Origin of the sequence: Streptomyces sp. NPDC101178 (assembly GCF_044767965.1) — a bacterium.
GTDB lineage: Bacteria > Actinomycetota > Actinomycetes > Streptomycetales > Streptomycetaceae > Streptomyces.
This window is the reverse complement of record NZ_JBIWOZ010000007.1, coordinates 84,078-101,036: the sequence shown is the minus strand read 5'-3', so window position 1 is coordinate 101,036 and position 16,959 is coordinate 84,078. Positions and strand designations below refer to the sequence as shown.

Annotated in this window: 15 protein-coding genes; 9 read left to right on the top strand and 6 right to left on the bottom strand. The window is 72.0% G+C overall.

Annotated elements, in window-relative coordinates; translation table 11 throughout:
- Positions 1–7: 7 nt before the first annotated feature.
- The 4 genes from ACIRR8_RS20905 (at position 8) to ACIRR8_RS20890 (ending at position 5,491) form a co-directional block, all read left to right on the top strand.
- The gene (locus ACIRR8_RS20905) at positions 8–1,396 is read left to right on the top strand and encodes a nucleobase:cation symporter-2 family protein (RefSeq protein ID WP_404066808.1); all 1,389 of its coding nucleotides are present in this window, start codon (positions 8–10) and stop codon (positions 1,394–1,396) included.
- A gap of 45 nt (positions 1,397–1,441) precedes the next feature.
- A complete protein-coding gene (locus ACIRR8_RS20900) occupies positions 1,442–2,830 on the top strand; it encodes an 8-oxoguanine deaminase (RefSeq protein WP_404066805.1) in 1,389 nt (462 codons plus the stop codon).
- 401 nt (positions 2,831–3,231) lie between these two features.
- A complete protein-coding gene (locus ACIRR8_RS20895) occupies positions 3,232–4,650 on the top strand; it encodes a nucleobase:cation symporter-2 family protein (RefSeq protein WP_404066803.1) in 1,419 nt (472 codons plus the stop codon).
- A 157-nt stretch (positions 4,651–4,807) separates the two neighbouring features.
- Positions 4,808–5,491 carry an alpha/beta fold hydrolase gene (locus ACIRR8_RS20890; RefSeq protein WP_404066801.1) on the top strand — a complete coding sequence of 228 codons (684 nt, stop codon included), beginning with the start codon at positions 4,808–4,810 and terminating at the stop codon, positions 5,489–5,491.
- 52 nt (positions 5,492–5,543) lie between these two features.
- On the opposite strand, the gene ACIRR8_RS20885 is transcribed toward ACIRR8_RS20890, so the two are convergent.
- Positions 5,544–6,158, bottom strand: coding sequence for a TIGR03086 family metal-binding protein (locus tag ACIRR8_RS20885; protein WP_404066799.1), 615 nt, complete (start codon positions 6,156–6,158; stop codon positions 5,544–5,546).
- 208 nt (positions 6,159–6,366) lie between these two features.
- On the opposite strand from ACIRR8_RS20885, the gene ACIRR8_RS20880 reads away from it, so the two are divergent.
- On the top strand, positions 6,367–7,359 hold the full coding sequence (locus tag ACIRR8_RS20880) for a fibronectin type III domain-containing protein (RefSeq protein WP_404066797.1): 993 nt from the start codon (positions 6,367–6,369) through the stop codon (positions 7,357–7,359).
- Positions 7,360–7,511: 152 nt separating this feature from the next.
- Complete coding sequence (locus ACIRR8_RS20875; RefSeq protein ID WP_404066794.1) at positions 7,512–9,050, top strand: YfcC family protein; 1,539 nt, start codon at positions 7,512–7,514, stop codon at positions 9,048–9,050.
- Between the two features lie 234 nt (positions 9,051–9,284).
- Here ACIRR8_RS20875 and aceB read toward each other — a convergent pair whose 3' ends face one another.
- Together aceB and ACIRR8_RS20865 are read right to left on the bottom strand one after the other, a co-directional pair.
- Positions 9,285–10,904 (bottom strand): malate synthase A, encoded by a 1,620-nt coding sequence (aceB, locus tag ACIRR8_RS20870; RefSeq protein WP_404066791.1) that lies wholly within the window; start codon positions 10,902–10,904, stop codon positions 9,285–9,287.
- Between the two features lie 249 nt (positions 10,905–11,153).
- Positions 11,154–11,759, bottom strand: a complete 606-nt coding sequence (locus ACIRR8_RS20865; protein ID WP_404066789.1) for an NTP transferase domain-containing protein — start codon at positions 11,757–11,759, stop codon at positions 11,154–11,156.
- A gap of 203 nt (positions 11,760–11,962) precedes the next feature.
- On the opposite strand from ACIRR8_RS20865, the gene ACIRR8_RS20860 reads away from it, so the two are divergent.
- A complete protein-coding gene (locus ACIRR8_RS20860) occupies positions 11,963–12,265 on the top strand; it encodes a DUF5955 family protein (RefSeq protein WP_404067568.1) in 303 nt (100 codons plus the stop codon).
- 19 nt (positions 12,266–12,284) lie between these two features.
- Here ACIRR8_RS20860 and ACIRR8_RS20855 read toward each other — a convergent pair whose 3' ends face one another.
- Both ACIRR8_RS20855 and ACIRR8_RS20850 read right to left on the bottom strand, forming a co-directional pair.
- A complete protein-coding gene (locus ACIRR8_RS20855; protein WP_404066785.1) occupies positions 12,285–12,920 on the bottom strand; it encodes a response regulator in 636 nt (211 codons plus the stop codon).
- Positions 12,917–14,152, bottom strand: coding sequence for a sensor histidine kinase (locus ACIRR8_RS20850; protein WP_404066783.1), 1,236 nt, complete (start codon positions 14,150–14,152; stop codon positions 12,917–12,919). The genes ACIRR8_RS20855 and ACIRR8_RS20850 overlap by 4 nt, the downstream gene beginning before the upstream one ends.
- Positions 14,153–14,262: 110 nt before the next feature.
- Here ACIRR8_RS20850 and ACIRR8_RS20845 point away from each other — a divergent pair, with 110 nt between their 5' ends.
- Both ACIRR8_RS20845 and ACIRR8_RS20840 read left to right on the top strand, forming a co-directional pair.
- Complete coding sequence (locus ACIRR8_RS20845) at positions 14,263–15,354, top strand: ABC transporter permease (protein ID WP_404066780.1); 1,092 nt, start codon at positions 14,263–14,265, stop codon at positions 15,352–15,354.
- The gene (locus ACIRR8_RS20840) at positions 15,351–16,040 is read left to right on the top strand and encodes an ABC transporter ATP-binding protein (RefSeq protein WP_404066777.1); all 690 of its coding nucleotides are present in this window, start codon (positions 15,351–15,353) and stop codon (positions 16,038–16,040) included. Before ACIRR8_RS20845 ends, ACIRR8_RS20840 begins: the two co-directional genes overlap by 4 nt.
- Here ACIRR8_RS20840 and ACIRR8_RS20835 read toward each other — a convergent pair.
- Positions 16,037–16,837, bottom strand: a complete 801-nt coding sequence (locus ACIRR8_RS20835) for an IclR family transcriptional regulator (protein ID WP_404066774.1) — start codon at positions 16,835–16,837, stop codon at positions 16,037–16,039. The genes ACIRR8_RS20840 and ACIRR8_RS20835 overlap by 4 nt on opposite strands.
- Positions 16,838–16,959 lie beyond the last annotated feature (122 nt).

The window sequence follows — 16,959 nt, the reverse complement described above, 5'->3', positions numbered from 1 at the left end:
AACACCCATGGCACAGCCTGCAACGGGGCCGGCCGAAGCCCCGAAAACCCTTAGCGGCACGGCAGTTCACCCGTGCGACGAGAAGCTCCCGCCCGCCCGGCTCGTCCCCGCGGCCCTCCAGCACATCGCCGCCATGTACGCGGGCGTCGTCACCCCTCCGCTGATCATCGGCCAGGCCGTCGGCCTGGACACAGCCGGCATGACCCGGCTCATCGCCGCGAGCCTCCTGATCGCCGGACTCGCCACCATCGTGCAGACGATCGGCCTCGGCACGTTCGCCGGGAACCGGCTGCCGTTCGTCAACGCGGCCTCCTCCGCCGGTATCGCGCCGATGCTCGCCATCGCAGAGACCAGCGCACCCGGGCACCAACTCCCCGCCATCTACGGGGCGGTGCTCGTCGCCGGAGTCTTCTGTCTGACGGTCGGGCCGTTCTTCGGCAGACTGCTGCGCTTCTTCCCGCCGCTGGTCACCGGTGTCGTCATCACCCTCATCGGCGTCACGCTCATGCCCGTTCCGGTCGCCTGGGCGCAGGGCGGCGACGCCACCGCCGCCGACTTCGGCGCGATGAAGTACCTGGCGCTGGCCGCCTTCACGCTGGTCGTCATCCTGCTCATCCAGCGGTTCGGCCGCGGCTTCCTCAAGCAAGTCGCGCTGCTGGTCGGCATGTTCGTCGGCACGCTGGCCGCGATCCCGTTCGGGCTCGCCGACTTCTCCGCCCTGAAATCCGCACCGCTCGCCGCCCTGCCGACCCCCTTCGCCTTCGGCGCACCGGAGTTCCATCCGGCCGCGATCCTCTCCCTCTGCATCGTCATGCTCGTCCTGATGACGGAGTCCTCGGCCGGCATGCTGGCCCTGGGCGAGATCTGCGACCGCCGCACCGACGGCCGCACGATCACCCGAGGCCTCCGTACGGACGGCATCGCCACCCTCGTCGGCCCGGTCTTCGGCGGTTTCCCCACCAGCGCCTTCGCGCAGAACGTCGGCGTCGTCTCGCTGACCCGCGTCCGCAGCCGGTACGTCGTCGCGGCGGCGGGCGGCGCGCTGCTGGTCCTCGGCGCCTTCCCGGTGCTCGGCGCGGTCGTCTCGCTCGTCCCGATGCCCGTGCTCGGCGGCGCCGGCATCGTCCTCTTCGGCTCCATCGCGGTCAGCGGCATCCGCACGCTCTCCGAGGCCGGACTCGACGACAGCTCCAACATCATCCTGGTCGCGGTGGCGCTCGGCGCGGGCATCATCCCGCTCGCCGCGCCCACCTTCTACGCCGGATTCCCGGCCTGGGCGCAGACCGTCCTCGGCTCCGGGATCAGCGCGGGAGCGCTGGTCGCGGTCGTGCTCAACCTGTTCTTCCACCATCTCGGCACCCACGGCCGCCCCGCTGTGGCACTCAAATCCTCCTAGGGTCCTGCCGTGCCCACATCGCCACAGAGAGAAGAAGGAAGCGCCATGGCAGCTTCGGCAGACCCTCAGCGCATCGTCATCGAGAACTGTTCGATCGCCACCGTCGACGCCAACGACACGGAGTACGCCTCCGGGTACATCGTCGTGGCCGACAACCGCATCGAGTCCGTCGGCGCCGGCAAGGCGCCCGAAGGGCTTACGGGAGTCGTCCGGCGCATCGACGCCACCGGGCACCTTGCCACCCCCGGCCTGGTCAACACCCACCACCACTTCTACCAGTGGATCACCCGGGGCCTGGCGACCGACCACAACCTCTTCAACTGGCTGGTCGCCCTCTACCCGACCTGGGCGCGGATCGACGAGCCGATGGCCCGCGCCGCCGCGCAGGGCTCGCTCGCCATGATGGCCCGGGGCGGCGTCACCACCGCCATGGACCACCACTACGTCTTCCCGAAGGACTCCGGCGACCTGTCCGGCGCGATCATCGGGGCCGCGCGCGAGATGGGCGTACGGTTCACCCTCGCCCGGGGCTCCATGGACCGCAGCGAGAAGGACGGCGGTCTGCCGCCGGACTTCGCCGTCGAGACCCTCGAGGGCGCGCTCGCCGCCACCGAGGCCACCATCGACGCCCACCACGACGCCTCCTTCGACGCGATGACGCAGATCGCCGTCGCGCCCTGCTCGCCGTTCTCGGTCTCCACCGAACTGATGCGCCAGGGAGCCGAGCTGGCTCGCCGTAAGAACGTACGGCTGCACACGCACGGCTCCGAGACCGTCGAGGAGGAGCAGTTCTGCAAGGAGCTGTTCGGCATGGGCCCGACCGACTACTTCGAGTCCACCGGCTGGCTCGGCAGTGATGTGTGGATGGCGCACTGCGTCCACATGAACGACTCCGACATCGCCGCCTTCGCCCGTACGGGAACCGGTGTCGCCCACTGCCCCTCCTCCAACGCCCGTCTCGCCGCCGGCATCGCCCGGGTCCCCGACATGCTCGCCGCCGGCGTCCCGGTCGGCCTCGGTGTGGACGGCACCGCCTCCAACGAGTCCGGCGAGCTCCACACCGAGCTGCGCAACGCGCTCCTCATCAACCGCCTCGGCGCCCACCGCGAGGCCGCCCTCAACGCCCGCCAGGCCCTGCGCCTCGGGACCTTCGGCGGAGCCCAGGTACTGGGCCGCGCCGACCAGATCGGCTCCCTGGAGGCCGGCAAGCTCGCCGACCTCGTCCTCTGGAAGCTCGACACCCTGGCCCACTCCTCGATCGCCGACCCGGTGACCGCGCTCATCTTCGGCGCGGCCGCCCCGGTGACCCTCTCCCTCGTCGACGGCAAGCCGGTCGTCGAGGGCAACCACCTCACCACGGTGGACGAGGACGCCATCGCCCGCGCCACCCGCGACGAGGCCCGCCGCCTCGCGCAGATCGCCGCCGGGGCCTGACCCCGGCGGAACCCCGAACCGCCGGGCGGCACTGATCCCCGGCGGTGTCCCCGAACCGCCGGGCAGTCACCGACCCCCGGCGGAATCCCCGACCGGCCGGTCGAGGGGGACGGCCCGAGACCGGCCGCCGTGGGCCCGAGCGGGGTCCACGGCAGCCGGTCCGGCGGACGCGCACCCCATGGTGGGCGCCGCCGGACCGGTGATGAACGCTGCCCGCACGCACGCCTCCGCACCCCCCGCTGCACGACCTGCACCACCTGAGAGAGCCGCAAGCACCACCGCACCACTCGACGCTCCACCTCCCTGAACCCCACGTCGCCGACGACGTGTAACCGACCGGAGGAACCGCCGTGGCCGCTGAGCCCAGGTTTCGTAAAGACGCAGATGCAGCCGTCCCCGACGTGACGGATCATGCCGTCACAGAAGCAGAAGCAGCAGGTGAGGACGGCCGGAAACATCCGGTCGACGAGACCCTCCCCCCACTGAAGATGTTCACCAGCGGTCTCCAGCACGTGGCCGCCATGTACGCGGGCGTGGTGGCACCACCCCTGATCGTGGGGCCGGCCGTCGGCCTCACCGCCAAGGAGACCGCCTTCCTGATGGGGGCGAGCCTGTTCACCGCGGGCATCGCCACCCTGCTCCAGACCATCGGCTTCTGGAAGGTCGGCGCACGGCTGCCCTTCGTCAACGGGGTCTCGTTCGCCGGTGTGGCCCCGATGATCGCGATAGGCAAGGACCGGGGACACGAAGGCATAGCCGTGATCTTCGGCGCGATCATCGTCGCGAGCGTGCTGGGCTTCCTGCTCGCCCCGTACTTCTGCAAACTGGTCCGCTTCTTCCCACCGGTCGTCACCGGCACCGTCATCACCCTGATCGGTGTCTCGCTCCTGCCGGTCGCCTTCAACTGGTCCCAGGGCGGCAACGCGACGGCGGACGACTACGGTTCGATGACCAACATCACCATGGCCGCCGTCACCCTGGTGATCGTGCTGGCCCTGCGCAAGCTGCTGCGGGGCTTCCTCCAGCAGATCGCGATCCTGCTCGGCCTGGTCATCGGCACCCTGATCGCCATCCCGGCCGGCATCACCGACTTCAGCGCCATCAAGAACGCCGACGTGGTCGGCTTCCCGACGCCGTTCGCCTTCGGCGGCCCGCAGTTCGAGATCGCCGCCATCATCTCCATGTGCATCGTGATGCTGGTCTGCATGACCGAGTCCACCGCCGACATGCTGGCCCTCGGCAAGATCGTCGGCCGGCCGGCGGACGAGAAGATCATCGAGGGCGGTCTGCGCGCCGACACCCTCGGCAGCGCCATCAGCCCGATCTTCAACGGCTTCATGTGCAGCGCCTTCGCCCAGAACGTCGGCCTGGTCGCCATGACGAAGATCCGCAGCCGCTTCGTCGTCGCGGCGGGCGGCGGCATCCTCATCCTGCTCGGCCTGGTCCCCGTCGCGGCCTCCGTCATCGCCCTCGTACCGCTGCCGGTGCTCGGCGGCGCGGGCATCGTCCTCTTCGGTACGGTCGCGGCCAGCGGCATCCAGACCCTGGCCACCGCCGCCATGGAGAAGGGCGAGAACGCGCTGATCGTGGCGGCGGCCCTCGGGATCGGCCTGATCCCGATCGCGGCGCCGCAGTTCTACCACGCCTTCCCGGAGAGCCTGCTGGTCGTCCTGGACTCCGGTATCTCGACCGGCTGCGTGGTGGCCATCGTGCTGAACCTCGCCTTCAACCACTTCGGCCGCAAGCCGGACGGGATGGACGAGGAGGCCGAGAACGGCGAGCACGTGGTCCCGGCGGCGGCCGGGGTGGGCGTCCACTGACGCATCCGCCGTACCACCCAGCCTGGTGAAGCCCCGCAGCCCGGTGAAGCCCCGTGCGCCCGCACGGGGCTTCGGCCGTCTGTGCCGGGGCCGGAGCGGGGGGCCGGGACCGGGGCCGTGGAGCGGGCGGCAGCCCGGCGGCTGTAGCGTCAGGGGTATGGAAGATCAGTCAGTGGTGGATGTCGGCGATGTGCGCCTCGCGTACCGGACCTGGGGCGATTCGTTCGGCTCGCCCGTCGTGCTGCTGCACGGACTCGGCGGTTCCGCCGCGGACTGGGAGGCGGCCGGCCCCCTGCTCGGCCAGGAGTGGCGGGTCTTCGCGCTGGACCTGCGCGGCCACGGCGAGAGCGACTGGCCCGACGAGTACGACCTGGAGCTGATGGCAGAGGACGTCGTCGGCTTCCTCGACGAGCTGGAGCTGGACCGGGTGGGCCTGGTCGGCCACGGCATGGGCGGCGCGGTCGCCCGGCTGGTGGCGCAGGAGCACTCGGACCGGGTGGAGCGGCTGGTGCTGGTGGAGACCCCGGCCCCGTTCCCCGGTGACCCCGGCCCGGCGGGGCGGCCCGAGGGCCCGGTGGACTACGACGAGAACGCGGTGCCCGCCGTTCGCGACCAGCTCGCCGCCCCGGGCGCGGGCGCGGCCGAGGGGCTCGGCGAGATCGTCGCCCCGACGATGGTCATCACCGGCGGCCCGGAGAGCCGCATGCCGCAGGAGCGCCAGGCCGACATGGCGTCCCTGATCCCGGACTGCCGGCTGATCACGGTCCCCGGCGGCCACCGCATGCACGAGACCCGCGCCGACCAGGTGGCCGCGCACATCACGGAGTTCTTCACCAGCTGACCGGTCCCGGCGGCCACGGGCGGCAGGGCGTTGTCGGAGGAACCGCGCCTTTTCAGCTCTCCGGCCGCCAGTCCGGGCGGCGGCCGCTGAGAGCGATCACCTGGTCCAGCAGCGGAGCGCCGTCCGGCACCGGAACGGGCGGGCCGAAGATGCCGCCGCGGTCCGGGTCGTCCTCCGCCGGGGCGAGCAGGGCCGCGCAGGTACGGAGTTCGGCCTCCCCTGCCTCGTACGGCTGGCCGGTCGCCCGGGCCAGGTCCCAGCCGTGGACGACCAGTTCGTCGAGTGCGACGGCCCCCGCCACCTCCCCGGGCAGGTCCACGCCGCCGGCCCGGGTCATGCCCGTCCAGGCGTCGGCGGAGCGCCAGGCCGCCGCCACCTCCGCCAGCCGCCGGGGCAGCACCTCGCGCCAGTCGTCGCCGAGTACGGGCAGGGCGGAGTCCGGCGGGAGGGCCGTGCTCGCTCCGAGATCCTTGCGGGCCGCGTCGCGAAAGGCGGTGGCCAGGCCGGTCAGGTGGCCGAGCAGGTGCCGTACGGCGTACTCCGGGCAGGGCGTGGGGCACTCCAGCCGGCTGTCGTCGATCGCGTCGAGCAGGCCGGTGACGCGCCGGGCGGCCGGCCCGAGGTCGAGGGCGGGTGCGGGGACATCGGTGCTGGTGTCGTCGTTCATACAGGGCAGACCGCCCGACGGCTGAGAACTCATCGGCCGGGCACGACGGATCCGCCCGGCCGACGGGCCCGGCGCACATCGGCGCGGGCACAACGGCTCTGCGGGGCCGGGGCCCGGCGCACACCGTCACATAGCGGAAGGTTCCTCGCCGTCCTCTTGTCGGCAACCCCCGCGCCATGTCATACAGGTCTGGACCATTGCTGTCCGGATGGAAGGCACCACCGTGCAACGCCCCCACATATCTGCCACGTTGGCCTGTTCCGCCCTACTTCTCACCCCCCTCCTCGCTGCCTGTGGCGGCAGCGCCGAAGCCGACACGCAGCCGCCCGCCGTCCCCGCCGGGGTGACCGCGCAGGCCAGCAGCTCCACCTCGGTGCACGTCATGTGGGAGCCCGCCTCCGACAACAAGGCGGTCGCGGGGTACGAGGTCTACCGCGGGAAGGCCAAGGTGAAGAGCGTCCCGGCGGCCAAGACCATGATCGACGTCGACGGGCTGACGGCCTCCACGGACTACACCTTCTCCGTCCGGAGCAAGGACGCGGCCGGGAACCTCTCCGCGCCCAGCAAGGCCGTACCCGTCACCACCCAGGCCACCCCGCCCAAGGACGACACGCCCCCCACGGCCCCGACCGGACTGAAGGGCACCGCGGACGGAAGCCGGGCCGCCACGCTCACCTGGGGCGCGGCCAAGGACGACGTCGGCGTCACCTCGTACGACATCTACCAGGAGGACTCCCGGATCCACAGCGTCCCGGCCGCCGAGACCACGGCGAAGCTCACGGGGCTGCGTCCGGGCACCGTCTACACCTTCACCGTCCGGGCCCGGGACGCCTCCGACAAGTCCTCGCCCGACAGCAACGCGCTCGACCTCACCACCGCCTCCGCCCCCGGCGCCCCCGCGAGCACCGCCCCCACCGGGCTGCGCTCCGAGATCGGCAAGGAGGGCGCGGAGTTCACCGTCGACCTCTCCTGGGACCAGCCCGACACCGGCGGAGTGATCCCCGCCTACCAGCTCTACCTGAACGGCAAGCTGACCACCACCATCGTCTGGGGCGGTACGCCGCCGAAGGGCCGGGCCACCTACCGGCTGAACCTCGCCGAGCCGGCGGGCACCCGCTACTCGGTCAAGCTCAGGGCCAAGCTCCCGGACGGCAAGTGGGGCGACTTCTCGGCCCAGCCCACGATCGTCCTGGCGGACTGACGGCCCTGGGGGCCGCCCCTCTCAGGCGTCGGCCTCCAGGCGCCTCCTGAGCCCCCAGGCATCCGCCTCCCAGGTGTGCGGCCCCTCGCCCCTTATGATCCATTGATCCCGATATGGATCGAGGGGGTCGAGGGGACCGAAGGGGCTGCACCATGGATCCGGGAGACGACCTGAGCACAAGCGGCGACGTGGAGGAGCGGCCTCCGGACGGCAGGAAGTTCACCTTCCCCAGCGCCCTCACCATCCTCGCCCTCGTCACCCTCGCGGTCTGGGCCCTGGCCTTCCTGGTCCCGCCCGGCGCCTACGACCGCGACGGGGACGGCGCCCCGCTCCAGGGCACGTACCACCGCGTCGACTCCGACCAGAGCCTCACCGACCGCCTGAACGACCTCTTCCTCTCCCCGGTCAACGGCCTCTACGGCGTCCAGGACGCGGAGAGCGGCGAGGTCGGCCCGGATCTGGCCGGCGAACTGTACGGCAGCGCCGGCGTGTTCCTCTTCGTGCTCGCCATCGGCGCCTTCATCACGGTGGTGTTCGCCACCGGTGCCCTGGACCGGGGCATCGGCCGCCTGGCCCACCGCCTGCGCGACCGGGGCGCCCTGCTCATCGCCGGGGTGATGCTGGTCTTCGCCCTGCTCGGTACGGTCGAGGGCTTCGCCGAGGAGACGCTCGGCTTCTACGGCCTGATCATCCCGCTGATGCTGGCCCTCGGCTACGACCGGATGGTGGCCACCGGCACGATCATCCTCGGAGCGGGCATCGGTGTGCTCTGCTCCACGGTCAACCCCTTCGCCACCGGAGTCGCCTCCTCCGCGGCCGGCATCTCGCTCGGCGACGGCATCGTGCTGCGCGCGATCATGTGGGTGGTGCTGACGGCGGTGACGATCGCCTACGTCGTCCGGTACGCGGGCCGCGTCCGCAGGAACCCCGAACGCTCGCTCTCCGGCTTCCTCCCCGGCGACCGCGACCACAACGCGACGGACGCGGAGGAGCCACCGAGGCTGACCGGGCTCCACCAGGTCATCCTCATCCTGGTCACGTCGGTCTTCGCCTTCATGATCTTCTCGGTCGTCCCGTGGTCAAGCGCCCTCACGGGCGACGCCGACGCCACTCCGTACGGCTTCGAACTCGGCTGGTCCTTCCCGCAGCTGGCCGCGCTGTTCCTGGTCGCGGCGGTCCTGGTCGGCGTCGTCGCCCGCTTCGGCGAACAACGGCTCAGCGCGACGATCATCCAGGGCGCGGCCGACTTCATCTCACCCGCACTCGTCATCGTGCTCGCCCGCGGCGTCACCGTCATCATGAACAACGCGCAGATCACGGACACCGTGCTGCACTCCATCGAAGGCGTGGTCTCGGGAACGTCGTCGGCGCTCTTCGCGGTCTTCGTCTTCCTCGTCAACCTCCCTCTGGCCTTCCTCATCCCCTCCACCTCCGGCCACGCCACCCTCGCGATGCCGATCCTGGCCCCTCTGGCCGACTTCGCGGGCGTCTCCCGCGCAGTGGTCGTGACGGCCTGGCAGGCGGCGAGCGGCTGGATGAACCTCTGGGTCCCGACAACGGCCGTCACCATCGGCGGGGTGGCACTGGCGAAGATCGGCTACGACAGGTACCTGCGCTTCGTCTGGCCGCTGCTGGCGATCCTGGCCGTACTGATCTGCGGATTCGTGGCGCTGGGGGCGGTGTGGACGTGAGAGGGGGAACACCCTCGACCGCCTCTCCGGCGCGGCACGACGGCTCGGAGGGGTTTCCGCCCCCGCCACTTCACCGGCTCCGCGGCACCCGTCCGGCGGCTCGTTCTCCGAGGACGAGGCGTCGGAGCCGCTCGGAGCGTTCCTCGCGTCCACGGCTCAGGGGCTCCAGGACGCGCACCGCCCCCGGCGCTGTGCGGTGCCGGGGGCGGAGACGGGGCTCTTGCGGAGAAAGAGTCAGCGGAGCTGCTCGTACGCCGGCAGCGTCAGGAAGTCCGCGTAGTCCTGGTCCAGGGAGACCTGGAGCAGCAGGTCGTGGGCCTGCTGCCACTTGCCGGCGGTGAAGGTCTCCTCGCCGATCTCCTCGCGGATCGCGGCCAGTTCCTCGGCGGCGACCTTGCGGGCCAGGTCCGCGGTGGCGTGCTCGCCGTTCTCGAAGACCACGTCCGCGTTGATCCACTGCCAGATCTGGGAGCGGGAGATCTCGGCGGTGGCCGCGTCCTCCATCAGGTTGAAGATGGCGACCGCGCCCAGGCCGCGCAGCCAGGCCTCGATGTAGCGGATGCCGACCGCGACGGCGTTGCGCAGGCCGTCGTACGTGGGCTTGGCGTCGAGGGTGTCGATGGCGATCAGGTCGCCCGCCGCCACCGAGACGTCCTCGCGGAGGCGGTCCTTCTGGTTCGGCTTCTCGCCGAGGACCGCGTCGAAGGAGGCCAGCGCGATCGGGACCAGGTCGGGGTGGGCGACCCAGGAGCCGTCGAAGCCGTCGTTCGCCTCGCGGTCCTTGTCGGCCTTGACCTTCTCGAAGGCCACCTTGTTGACTTCGGCGTCGCGGCGCGAGGGGATGAAGGCCGCCATGCCGCCGATCGCGTGCGCACCGCGCTTGTGGCAGGTGCGGACCAGGAGTTCGGTGTATGCCCGCATGAACGGGGCGGTCATCGTCACCGCGTTGCGGTCCGGCAGGACGAACTTGGCGCCGCCGTCACGGAAGTTCTTGACGATGGAGAAGAGGTAGTCCCAGCGGCCGGCGTTCAGCCCGGAGGCGTGGTCGCGCAGCTCGTAGAGGATCTCCTCCATCTCGTACGCGGCGGTGATCGTCTCGATCAGGACCGTCGCGCGGACGGTGCCCTGCGGGATGCCGACGTACTCCTGGGCGAAGACGAAGATGTCGTTCCAGAGGCGGGCCTCCAGGTGCGACTCCGTCTTCGGGAGGTAGAAGTACGGGCCCTTGCCGAGGTCGATCAGGCGCTGGGCGTTGTGGAAGAAGTAGAGGCCGAAGTCGACCAGCGCGCCGGGCACGGGGGTGCCGTCCAGCTGGAGGTGGCGCTCGTCCAGGTGCCAGCCGCGCGGGCGGGTGACGACGGTGGCGAGCTCGTCGGCGGGCTTCAGCGCGTACGACTTGCCGGACTTCGGGTCGGTGAAGTCGATGCGGCGCTCGTAGGCGTCGGTCAGATTGAGCTGGCCGAGGATCACGTTCTCCCAGGTGGGAGCGGAGGCGTCCTCGAAGTCGGCGAGCCAGACCTTGGCGCCCGAGTTGAGCGCGTTGATCGTCATCTTGCGGTCGGTCGGACCGGTGATCTCCACCCGGCGGTCGCTCAAAGCGGCCGGGGCCGGCGCGACCTTCCAGGAGTCGTCCGCGCGGACCGCCGCCGTCTCGGGCAGGAAGTCCAGCGTGGAGGTGCGGGCGATCTCGGCGCGGCGCTCACCGCGCCGGGCGAGCAGCTCATTGCGGCGCGGCGTGAACTGCCGGTGCAGCTCGGCCACGAACGCGAGGGCCGCGTCGGTCAGGACCTCATCCTGCCGGGGCAGGGGCTCGGCATCGACGATGGCCAGCGTGGACGGCGCTGGTGCGGACATGAGCTGTCACTCCTTCAGCGGGCGGCGGCGTCTCATGGCCGCCGGGTCGCCTGAGACGGCACGGCGTGCCATGGGCTCCGAGATACGGCCGTGGGTGCCGTCTGAGGTTCAGAGGGCTTCTGACCAGTGGATAGTAGTTTCCTCATGGTGGAAGTTCAATGGTTTGTTGATGTCGAGATTCTCCGGGTCGACAGAAACGGGGAGTCGGCGGCGCAGCGTGCCAGGGCGGGTACGGAGGGTTGACGGCAGTCACTCCAAATGGCCCAGGTCCTCCGCCGTGTCGATGTCGTATGCCTGTGCCACCTGCGAACACTCCACCAGCGTGATCGCATCGCGGTGCTCCCGCAGATACGCCCGCGCCCCCTGGTCACCCACCGCCCCCGCCGCGATGTCCGCCCACAGATCCGCGCCGAACAGCACCGGATGGCCGCGCTCCCCGTCGTACGAGGCCGCCACCAGGCTCGTCCGCGACCGGTACGCCACCCGCACCCGCGCCACCGCCTCCGCGCCGATCCCCGGCTGGTCCACCAGCAGGACGACCGCCGCGTCCGCGCCCGTACCGGTCAGGGCCGCCAGACCCAGCCGGAGCGAGGAGCCCATGCCCTCCTCCCACCCCGGGTTCACGGTCACCGCCGACCCCGTCAGATCGGCGCGGGCCCGCACCTCGTCGGCCGCCGCGCCCAGCACCACATGGAGCGGGCCGCAGCCGCCGTTGCGCAGGGCCCGCAAGGCGTGCTCCACCAAGGGCCGGCCGCGGTGCTCCAGCAGGGCCTTCGGGCGGCCGCCGAGCCGCCGGCCGCCGCCCGCGGCGAGCAGCACCCCCGCCACCTTGGGATTCTTCGCATGAGAAGCCATGAGCCCTGGATACCACCGAGCCGTTCGCACACGCGACACGCATGTCACTCTCAGGGGTAACCCTGATTTCTTTCCGTGGGCTGGCGCGCACAGCCTGTCATGGCGTTAACTTGCGGACGGACCCCGGTACTTGGCCACCGCCCCGGGATCCGGGGGTCACACCGGCACAAGGATGTGCGAGGGGGAGTGCTGTGTTGCGAAGCGTGGGGCAGAAGCGGGTCACCGGCAGCGGCGAGGACCCGAGGGTGGCCGAGCTCCGGATAGCCGTCTCCCGGCTCCGCCGTGAACTGGCCTCGCTCTCCTTCGAATTCCCGGACCGGCCCATCGCCGAGGAGGAACTCGCGGCACTCGATGCCATGGCGGTCGGCGGCGTCCCGGAGATCCCGCGCATGCGCAGCTCGCTGCTGCTGATCGCCGGTTCCATCGGCTCGGTCAGCGCGCTCGCCGCCGCACTGCGCGACGTACGCAACGCGGTGGACCTCTTCGGGGAGCCGCCGCGCGGGTGAGGCAGAACCCCTCGTCGGCTCAGCGGCGGATCAGCCGGCGGGCCGTGGCCGCCGCGACCGCCGCCGTGCGGGAGTCGACGCCCAGCTTCGCGTAGATGTGCACGAGGTGGGACTTGACCGTGGCCTGGCTCAGGAACAGCTCCTTGCTGATCCGGAGGTTCGACAGGCCCTCGCCGACCAGCTGCAGCACCTCCAGCTCCCGCCGGGTCAGCGCCTGTGCCGGCGTGCGCATCCGGTCCATCAGCCGGTGCGCCACCGACGGCGCGAGCGCGGAGCGGCCGGCGGCGGCCGTCCGTACCGCCGCCGCCAGCTCCTGCGGCGGCGCGTCCTTCAGCAGATAGCCGCTCGCACCCGCCTCCACCGCCGCCAGGATGTCCGCGTCGGAGTCGTACGTGGTGAGGATCAGGACCCGGGGGCTGTCCGGCGCGGCGGTGATCGCCGCCGTGGCCTCGGAGCCGTGCATTCCGGGGCCCGGGCCGAACTGGAGGTCCATCAGGACGACGTCGAACCCGCCCGCCGCCGCCAGCGCCACGGCCGCCTCGGCGGTCGCCGCCTCGCCCGCGACCCGGAAGTCCGGCTCGGTGTCCAGGACCGCGCGCAGACCGGCCCGTACGACGGGATGGTCGTCGGCGAGCAGCAGCCGGATGGCGTTCACGCGGCACGCACCCCTTCATGGCCCGGGACCGTCACCGGCAGCGTGAGGGCCAGCGCCGTGCCCTGGCCCGGCGCCGACTCCACGCTCAGCGTCCCGCCCAGCGTCGCCGCCCGCGACCGCATCGCGGGCAGCCCGAAACCGCCGTCGCCGCGCTCGGCCACCGGCGCGTCCGACGGGTCGAAGCCACGGCCGTCGTCCACCACGTCCAGCGCCACGGAGGTGTCCATGAAGCTCAGCGTGATCTCCGCCCGGCCCGCCCGCGCATGCCGCACCGTGTTGGCCAGCGCCGACTGGGCGGTCCGCAGCAGCGCCACCTCGTACGGTGTCGGCAGCTCCACCGGCGTACCACTGACCGCGAACCGCACGGTGAGGTCCGGCCCGGTCGTCCGGGCGCAGAGCCGCTCCAGCGCGGCCGCCAGCGAACCGTGCTCCAGATCCGGCGGCGTCAGCGCCCGTACGAAGGAACGGGCCTCGGCCAGGTTGGCCTGCGCGGCCTCCCGGGCGGCGCGGACATGTGCGGCGGCCGGGGCGTCCTCGGGCAGCGTGTGCTCGGCCGCGCGCAGCAGGAGCTGGATGCTGGACAGGCCCTGGGCGAGGGTGTCGTGGATCTCCCGGGCGAGGCGTTCGCGCTCGGCGAGGGTGCCCGCCGTGCGTTCCGCCTCGGCCAGCTCCGCCCGGGTGGCGACCAGCTCCACGATCAGCTCCCGGCGCCGCTCGCTCTCGCGGAACAGCGCGTCGTACCCGAGGACCGTGGCGACGGCGACAGCCGCACCGAGCAGCGGCCCGATGAACGCGCCCGGAGCGATGTCCTGCCGGTGCACGACGAAGCTGGTGATCGCGGCGGCGGCGGTGACGACCACGGCGGGCACGCCCCAGCGCGTCGGCAGCAGGTGCAGCTGGAGGAAGTAGAGCGGGAAGGCGACCCAGAGGGCATCGGGGGAGAGGGCGAGCAGCGCGAGCCAGAGGGTGCAGAGCCCGGTGAGCCAGACGGCGGCGGCCGTGGTGCCGGGGCGCAGGGGCGCCCGCTGCTGTAGGGAGGTCACGCGGGCCCCCGCCACCGCCCCCACCCCGTACACCCCCGCCATCACCACCGTCAGCGCCACCACCGCCCCCGCGCGCGGTGCGTCCTCGCTCACCGCGCGGACCGCCACCAGGGCCAGCAGGCCCAGCAGCAGCGCGTGCAGACAGAGCCGCAGGGCAGCGGTGACAGGGGTGTGCGAACGCGAATCCATGGTTCGTCCAGCGTAGCCGCGGGCCCTGCGGCCTCGGTCAATCGAAAGGTTGATCTGTGAACCGCCCCCCGCGCGATGTTTCCGCACCCCGGACAGCCGACGATGGACCCATGTTCGTCGCATGGAGAGACCTCCGGTTCGCCAAGGGCCGGTTCGCGCTCATGGGGTCGGTCGTGGTCCTGATCACGCTGCTCGTGGGCCTGCTGTCCGGCCTGACCGCCGGTCTGGCCCGGGAGAACGTCTCGGCCGTCACCGGTCTGGACGCCGACCACCTCGCCTTCGCCGCCCCGCGTGGCGACCAGTCGGTGTCGTTCACCAACTCGACCGTCCGCGAGGACGACTGGCGGGCCTGGGCGGAGCGTCCCGGTGTCGAGGCCGCGCAGCCGCTGGGCATCCGGACGCTGAACGCCACCGCTCCCGGTGACCGTACGGCCCCGGTGTCGGCCTTCGGCGTCGAGCCGGACGGGACGCTGGCGCCCGGAGGGCCGGAAGGCATCGGCCCCGGCCGCGTCGTGCTCTCCGAGAAGGCCGCAGAGGAACTCGGCGCCGCGCCCGGCGACAGGATCGCGCTCGGCCGGGCGGAGCGCGAGGTCGCCGCCGTCGCGGGAGACGCCTCGTACAGCCACACGCCCGTCGTCTGGACCACGCTCGACGACTGGCAGCAGATCGGCCACGACGGCGCCGGCCCCGCCGAACAGGCCACCGTCATCGCGCTGACCACCGCTCCGGGAGCCGATCTGGCGGCCGGTGACGAGGCGGCCGAGACTCGTACGCTCTCCCTCGACGACTCGCTCACCGCCATCGGCTCCTACCAGGCCGAGAACGGCTCGCTGCAACTGATGCGCGGCTTCCTCTTCGCCATCTCCGCCCTCGTCATCGGCGCCTTCTTCACCGTCTGGACCATCCAGCGCAGCGGCGACATCGCCGTACTGAAGGCGCTCGGCGCCTCCACTCCGTACCTCCTGCGCGACGCGCTCGGGCAGGCCGTGGTGATGCTCGTCATCGGTACGGGGCTCGGCACCGCGCTCGCGGCAGGCGCCGGGGTGCTGATCGGCGGCGGGCCGGTGCCGTTCGTGCTGGACGCGGCGACCGTCCTGGTCCCGGCCGTGGTCATGATCGCCCTGGGTGCTCTCGGAGCCGCCCTCTCCATCCGGCGGATCACCGCCGTCGACCCCCTCACCGCACTCGGGAGTGCCCGATGACGCTCACCCTCACCGAGGTGACCCTCACCTATCCGGACGGCGACGGGCGGCTCACCGCTCTGGACCGGGTCTCGCTGGAGGTCCCGGCGGGCACGCTCACCGCCGTCGTCGGGCCGTCGGGCTCCGGCAAGTCCAGCCTGCTGGCCGCCGCCGCGACCCTGGTCACCCCGGACTCCGGCGAGGTCGTCGTGGCCGGTACGAAGACGGGCCCGCTCACCCCGGCGGCGCGGGCGGCCCTGCGCCGGGAGCACATAGGCATCGTGTTCCAGCAGCCCAACCTGCTGCCCTCGCTCACCGCCGCCGAGCAGCTCCAGGTGATGGCCCACCTGTCGGGCGGGCGGAGCCGGGAGGCCCGGCGGCGGGCGCTGGAGCTGCTGGACGCGGTGGGCCTGGCGGAGAAGGCCGACCGGCGGCCGCACCAGCTCTCGGGCGGTCAGCGCCAGCGGATCAACATCGCCCGGGCCCTGATGAACGAGCCCGAGGTGCTCCTCGTCGACGAGCCGACCTCCGCACTCGACCACGAGCGAGGGGCGGCGGTTCTGGACCTGCTGGTCACGCTGACCCGCGAGCGCGCCACCGCGACGGTCCTGGTCACGCACGACCGGGCGCACCTGGAACGGATGGACCGCACGGTGACGATGGACGACGGCCGGCTGACCGTACCGGCCGGTGTCCAGGCTCTCTAACTCCCCGTCCCGTTGCTCGCCAGCGCGTCCGACAGCTCTCCGGCGACCTGCTGGAGGATCGGCACGATCCGCTCGGTCGCGCTCTCCGTCACCCGGCCCGCCGGGCCCGAAATGGAGATGGCGGCCGAGGTGGGGGAGTTGGGTACGGAGACCGCCAGGCAGCGGACCCCGATCTCCTGCTCGTTGTCGTCCACCGCGTACCCCGCCCGCCGCACCTGCTCCAGCGCGTCGAGGAAGCCCTCGGGGGTGGTGATCGTCTTCTCGGTCGCGGCCGGCATGCCGGTACGGGCGAGCAGCGCGCGGACCTCGTCGGCCGGGGTGTCGGCCAGCAGCGCCTTGCCGACGCCGGTGGAGTGGGGAAGCACCCGGCGGCCGACCTCGGTGAACATCCGCATGGAGTGCCTGGACGGCACCTGGGCGACGTACACGATCTCGTCGCCGTCCAGCAGCGCCATGTTCGCCGTCTCGCCGGTCTCCTCCACGAGCCGCTGGAGGTACGGGCGGGCCCACGTGCCGAGCAGCCGGGAGGCGGACTCGCCCAGACGGATCAGGCGGGGGCCGAGCGCGTAGCGGCGGTTGGGCTGCTGGCGTACGTAACCGCAGACGACGAGCGTGCGCATCAGCCGGTGGATGGTCGGCAGGGGCAAGCCGCTGCTCGCGGACAGCTCGCTCAGCCCGACCTCGCCCCCGGCGTCGGCCATCCGCTCCAGCAGGTCGAAGGCGCGCTCGAGCGACTGCACCCCGCCGCTGGCACCGGAGGGCTTGGAGTCGGCTGTGCTGGCGTGGGACGGCGGCACGTCAACGGTCCTTTCGAAGCGGAAGGCAAGGCAGCAGCCTACCGGGCGCTGCCCGATCGGCCCACAGCTGCCGGGCGGACGTCCGTGCCGGTCAGGGGCGGTTTTGTCCGGGTGCCGACGGT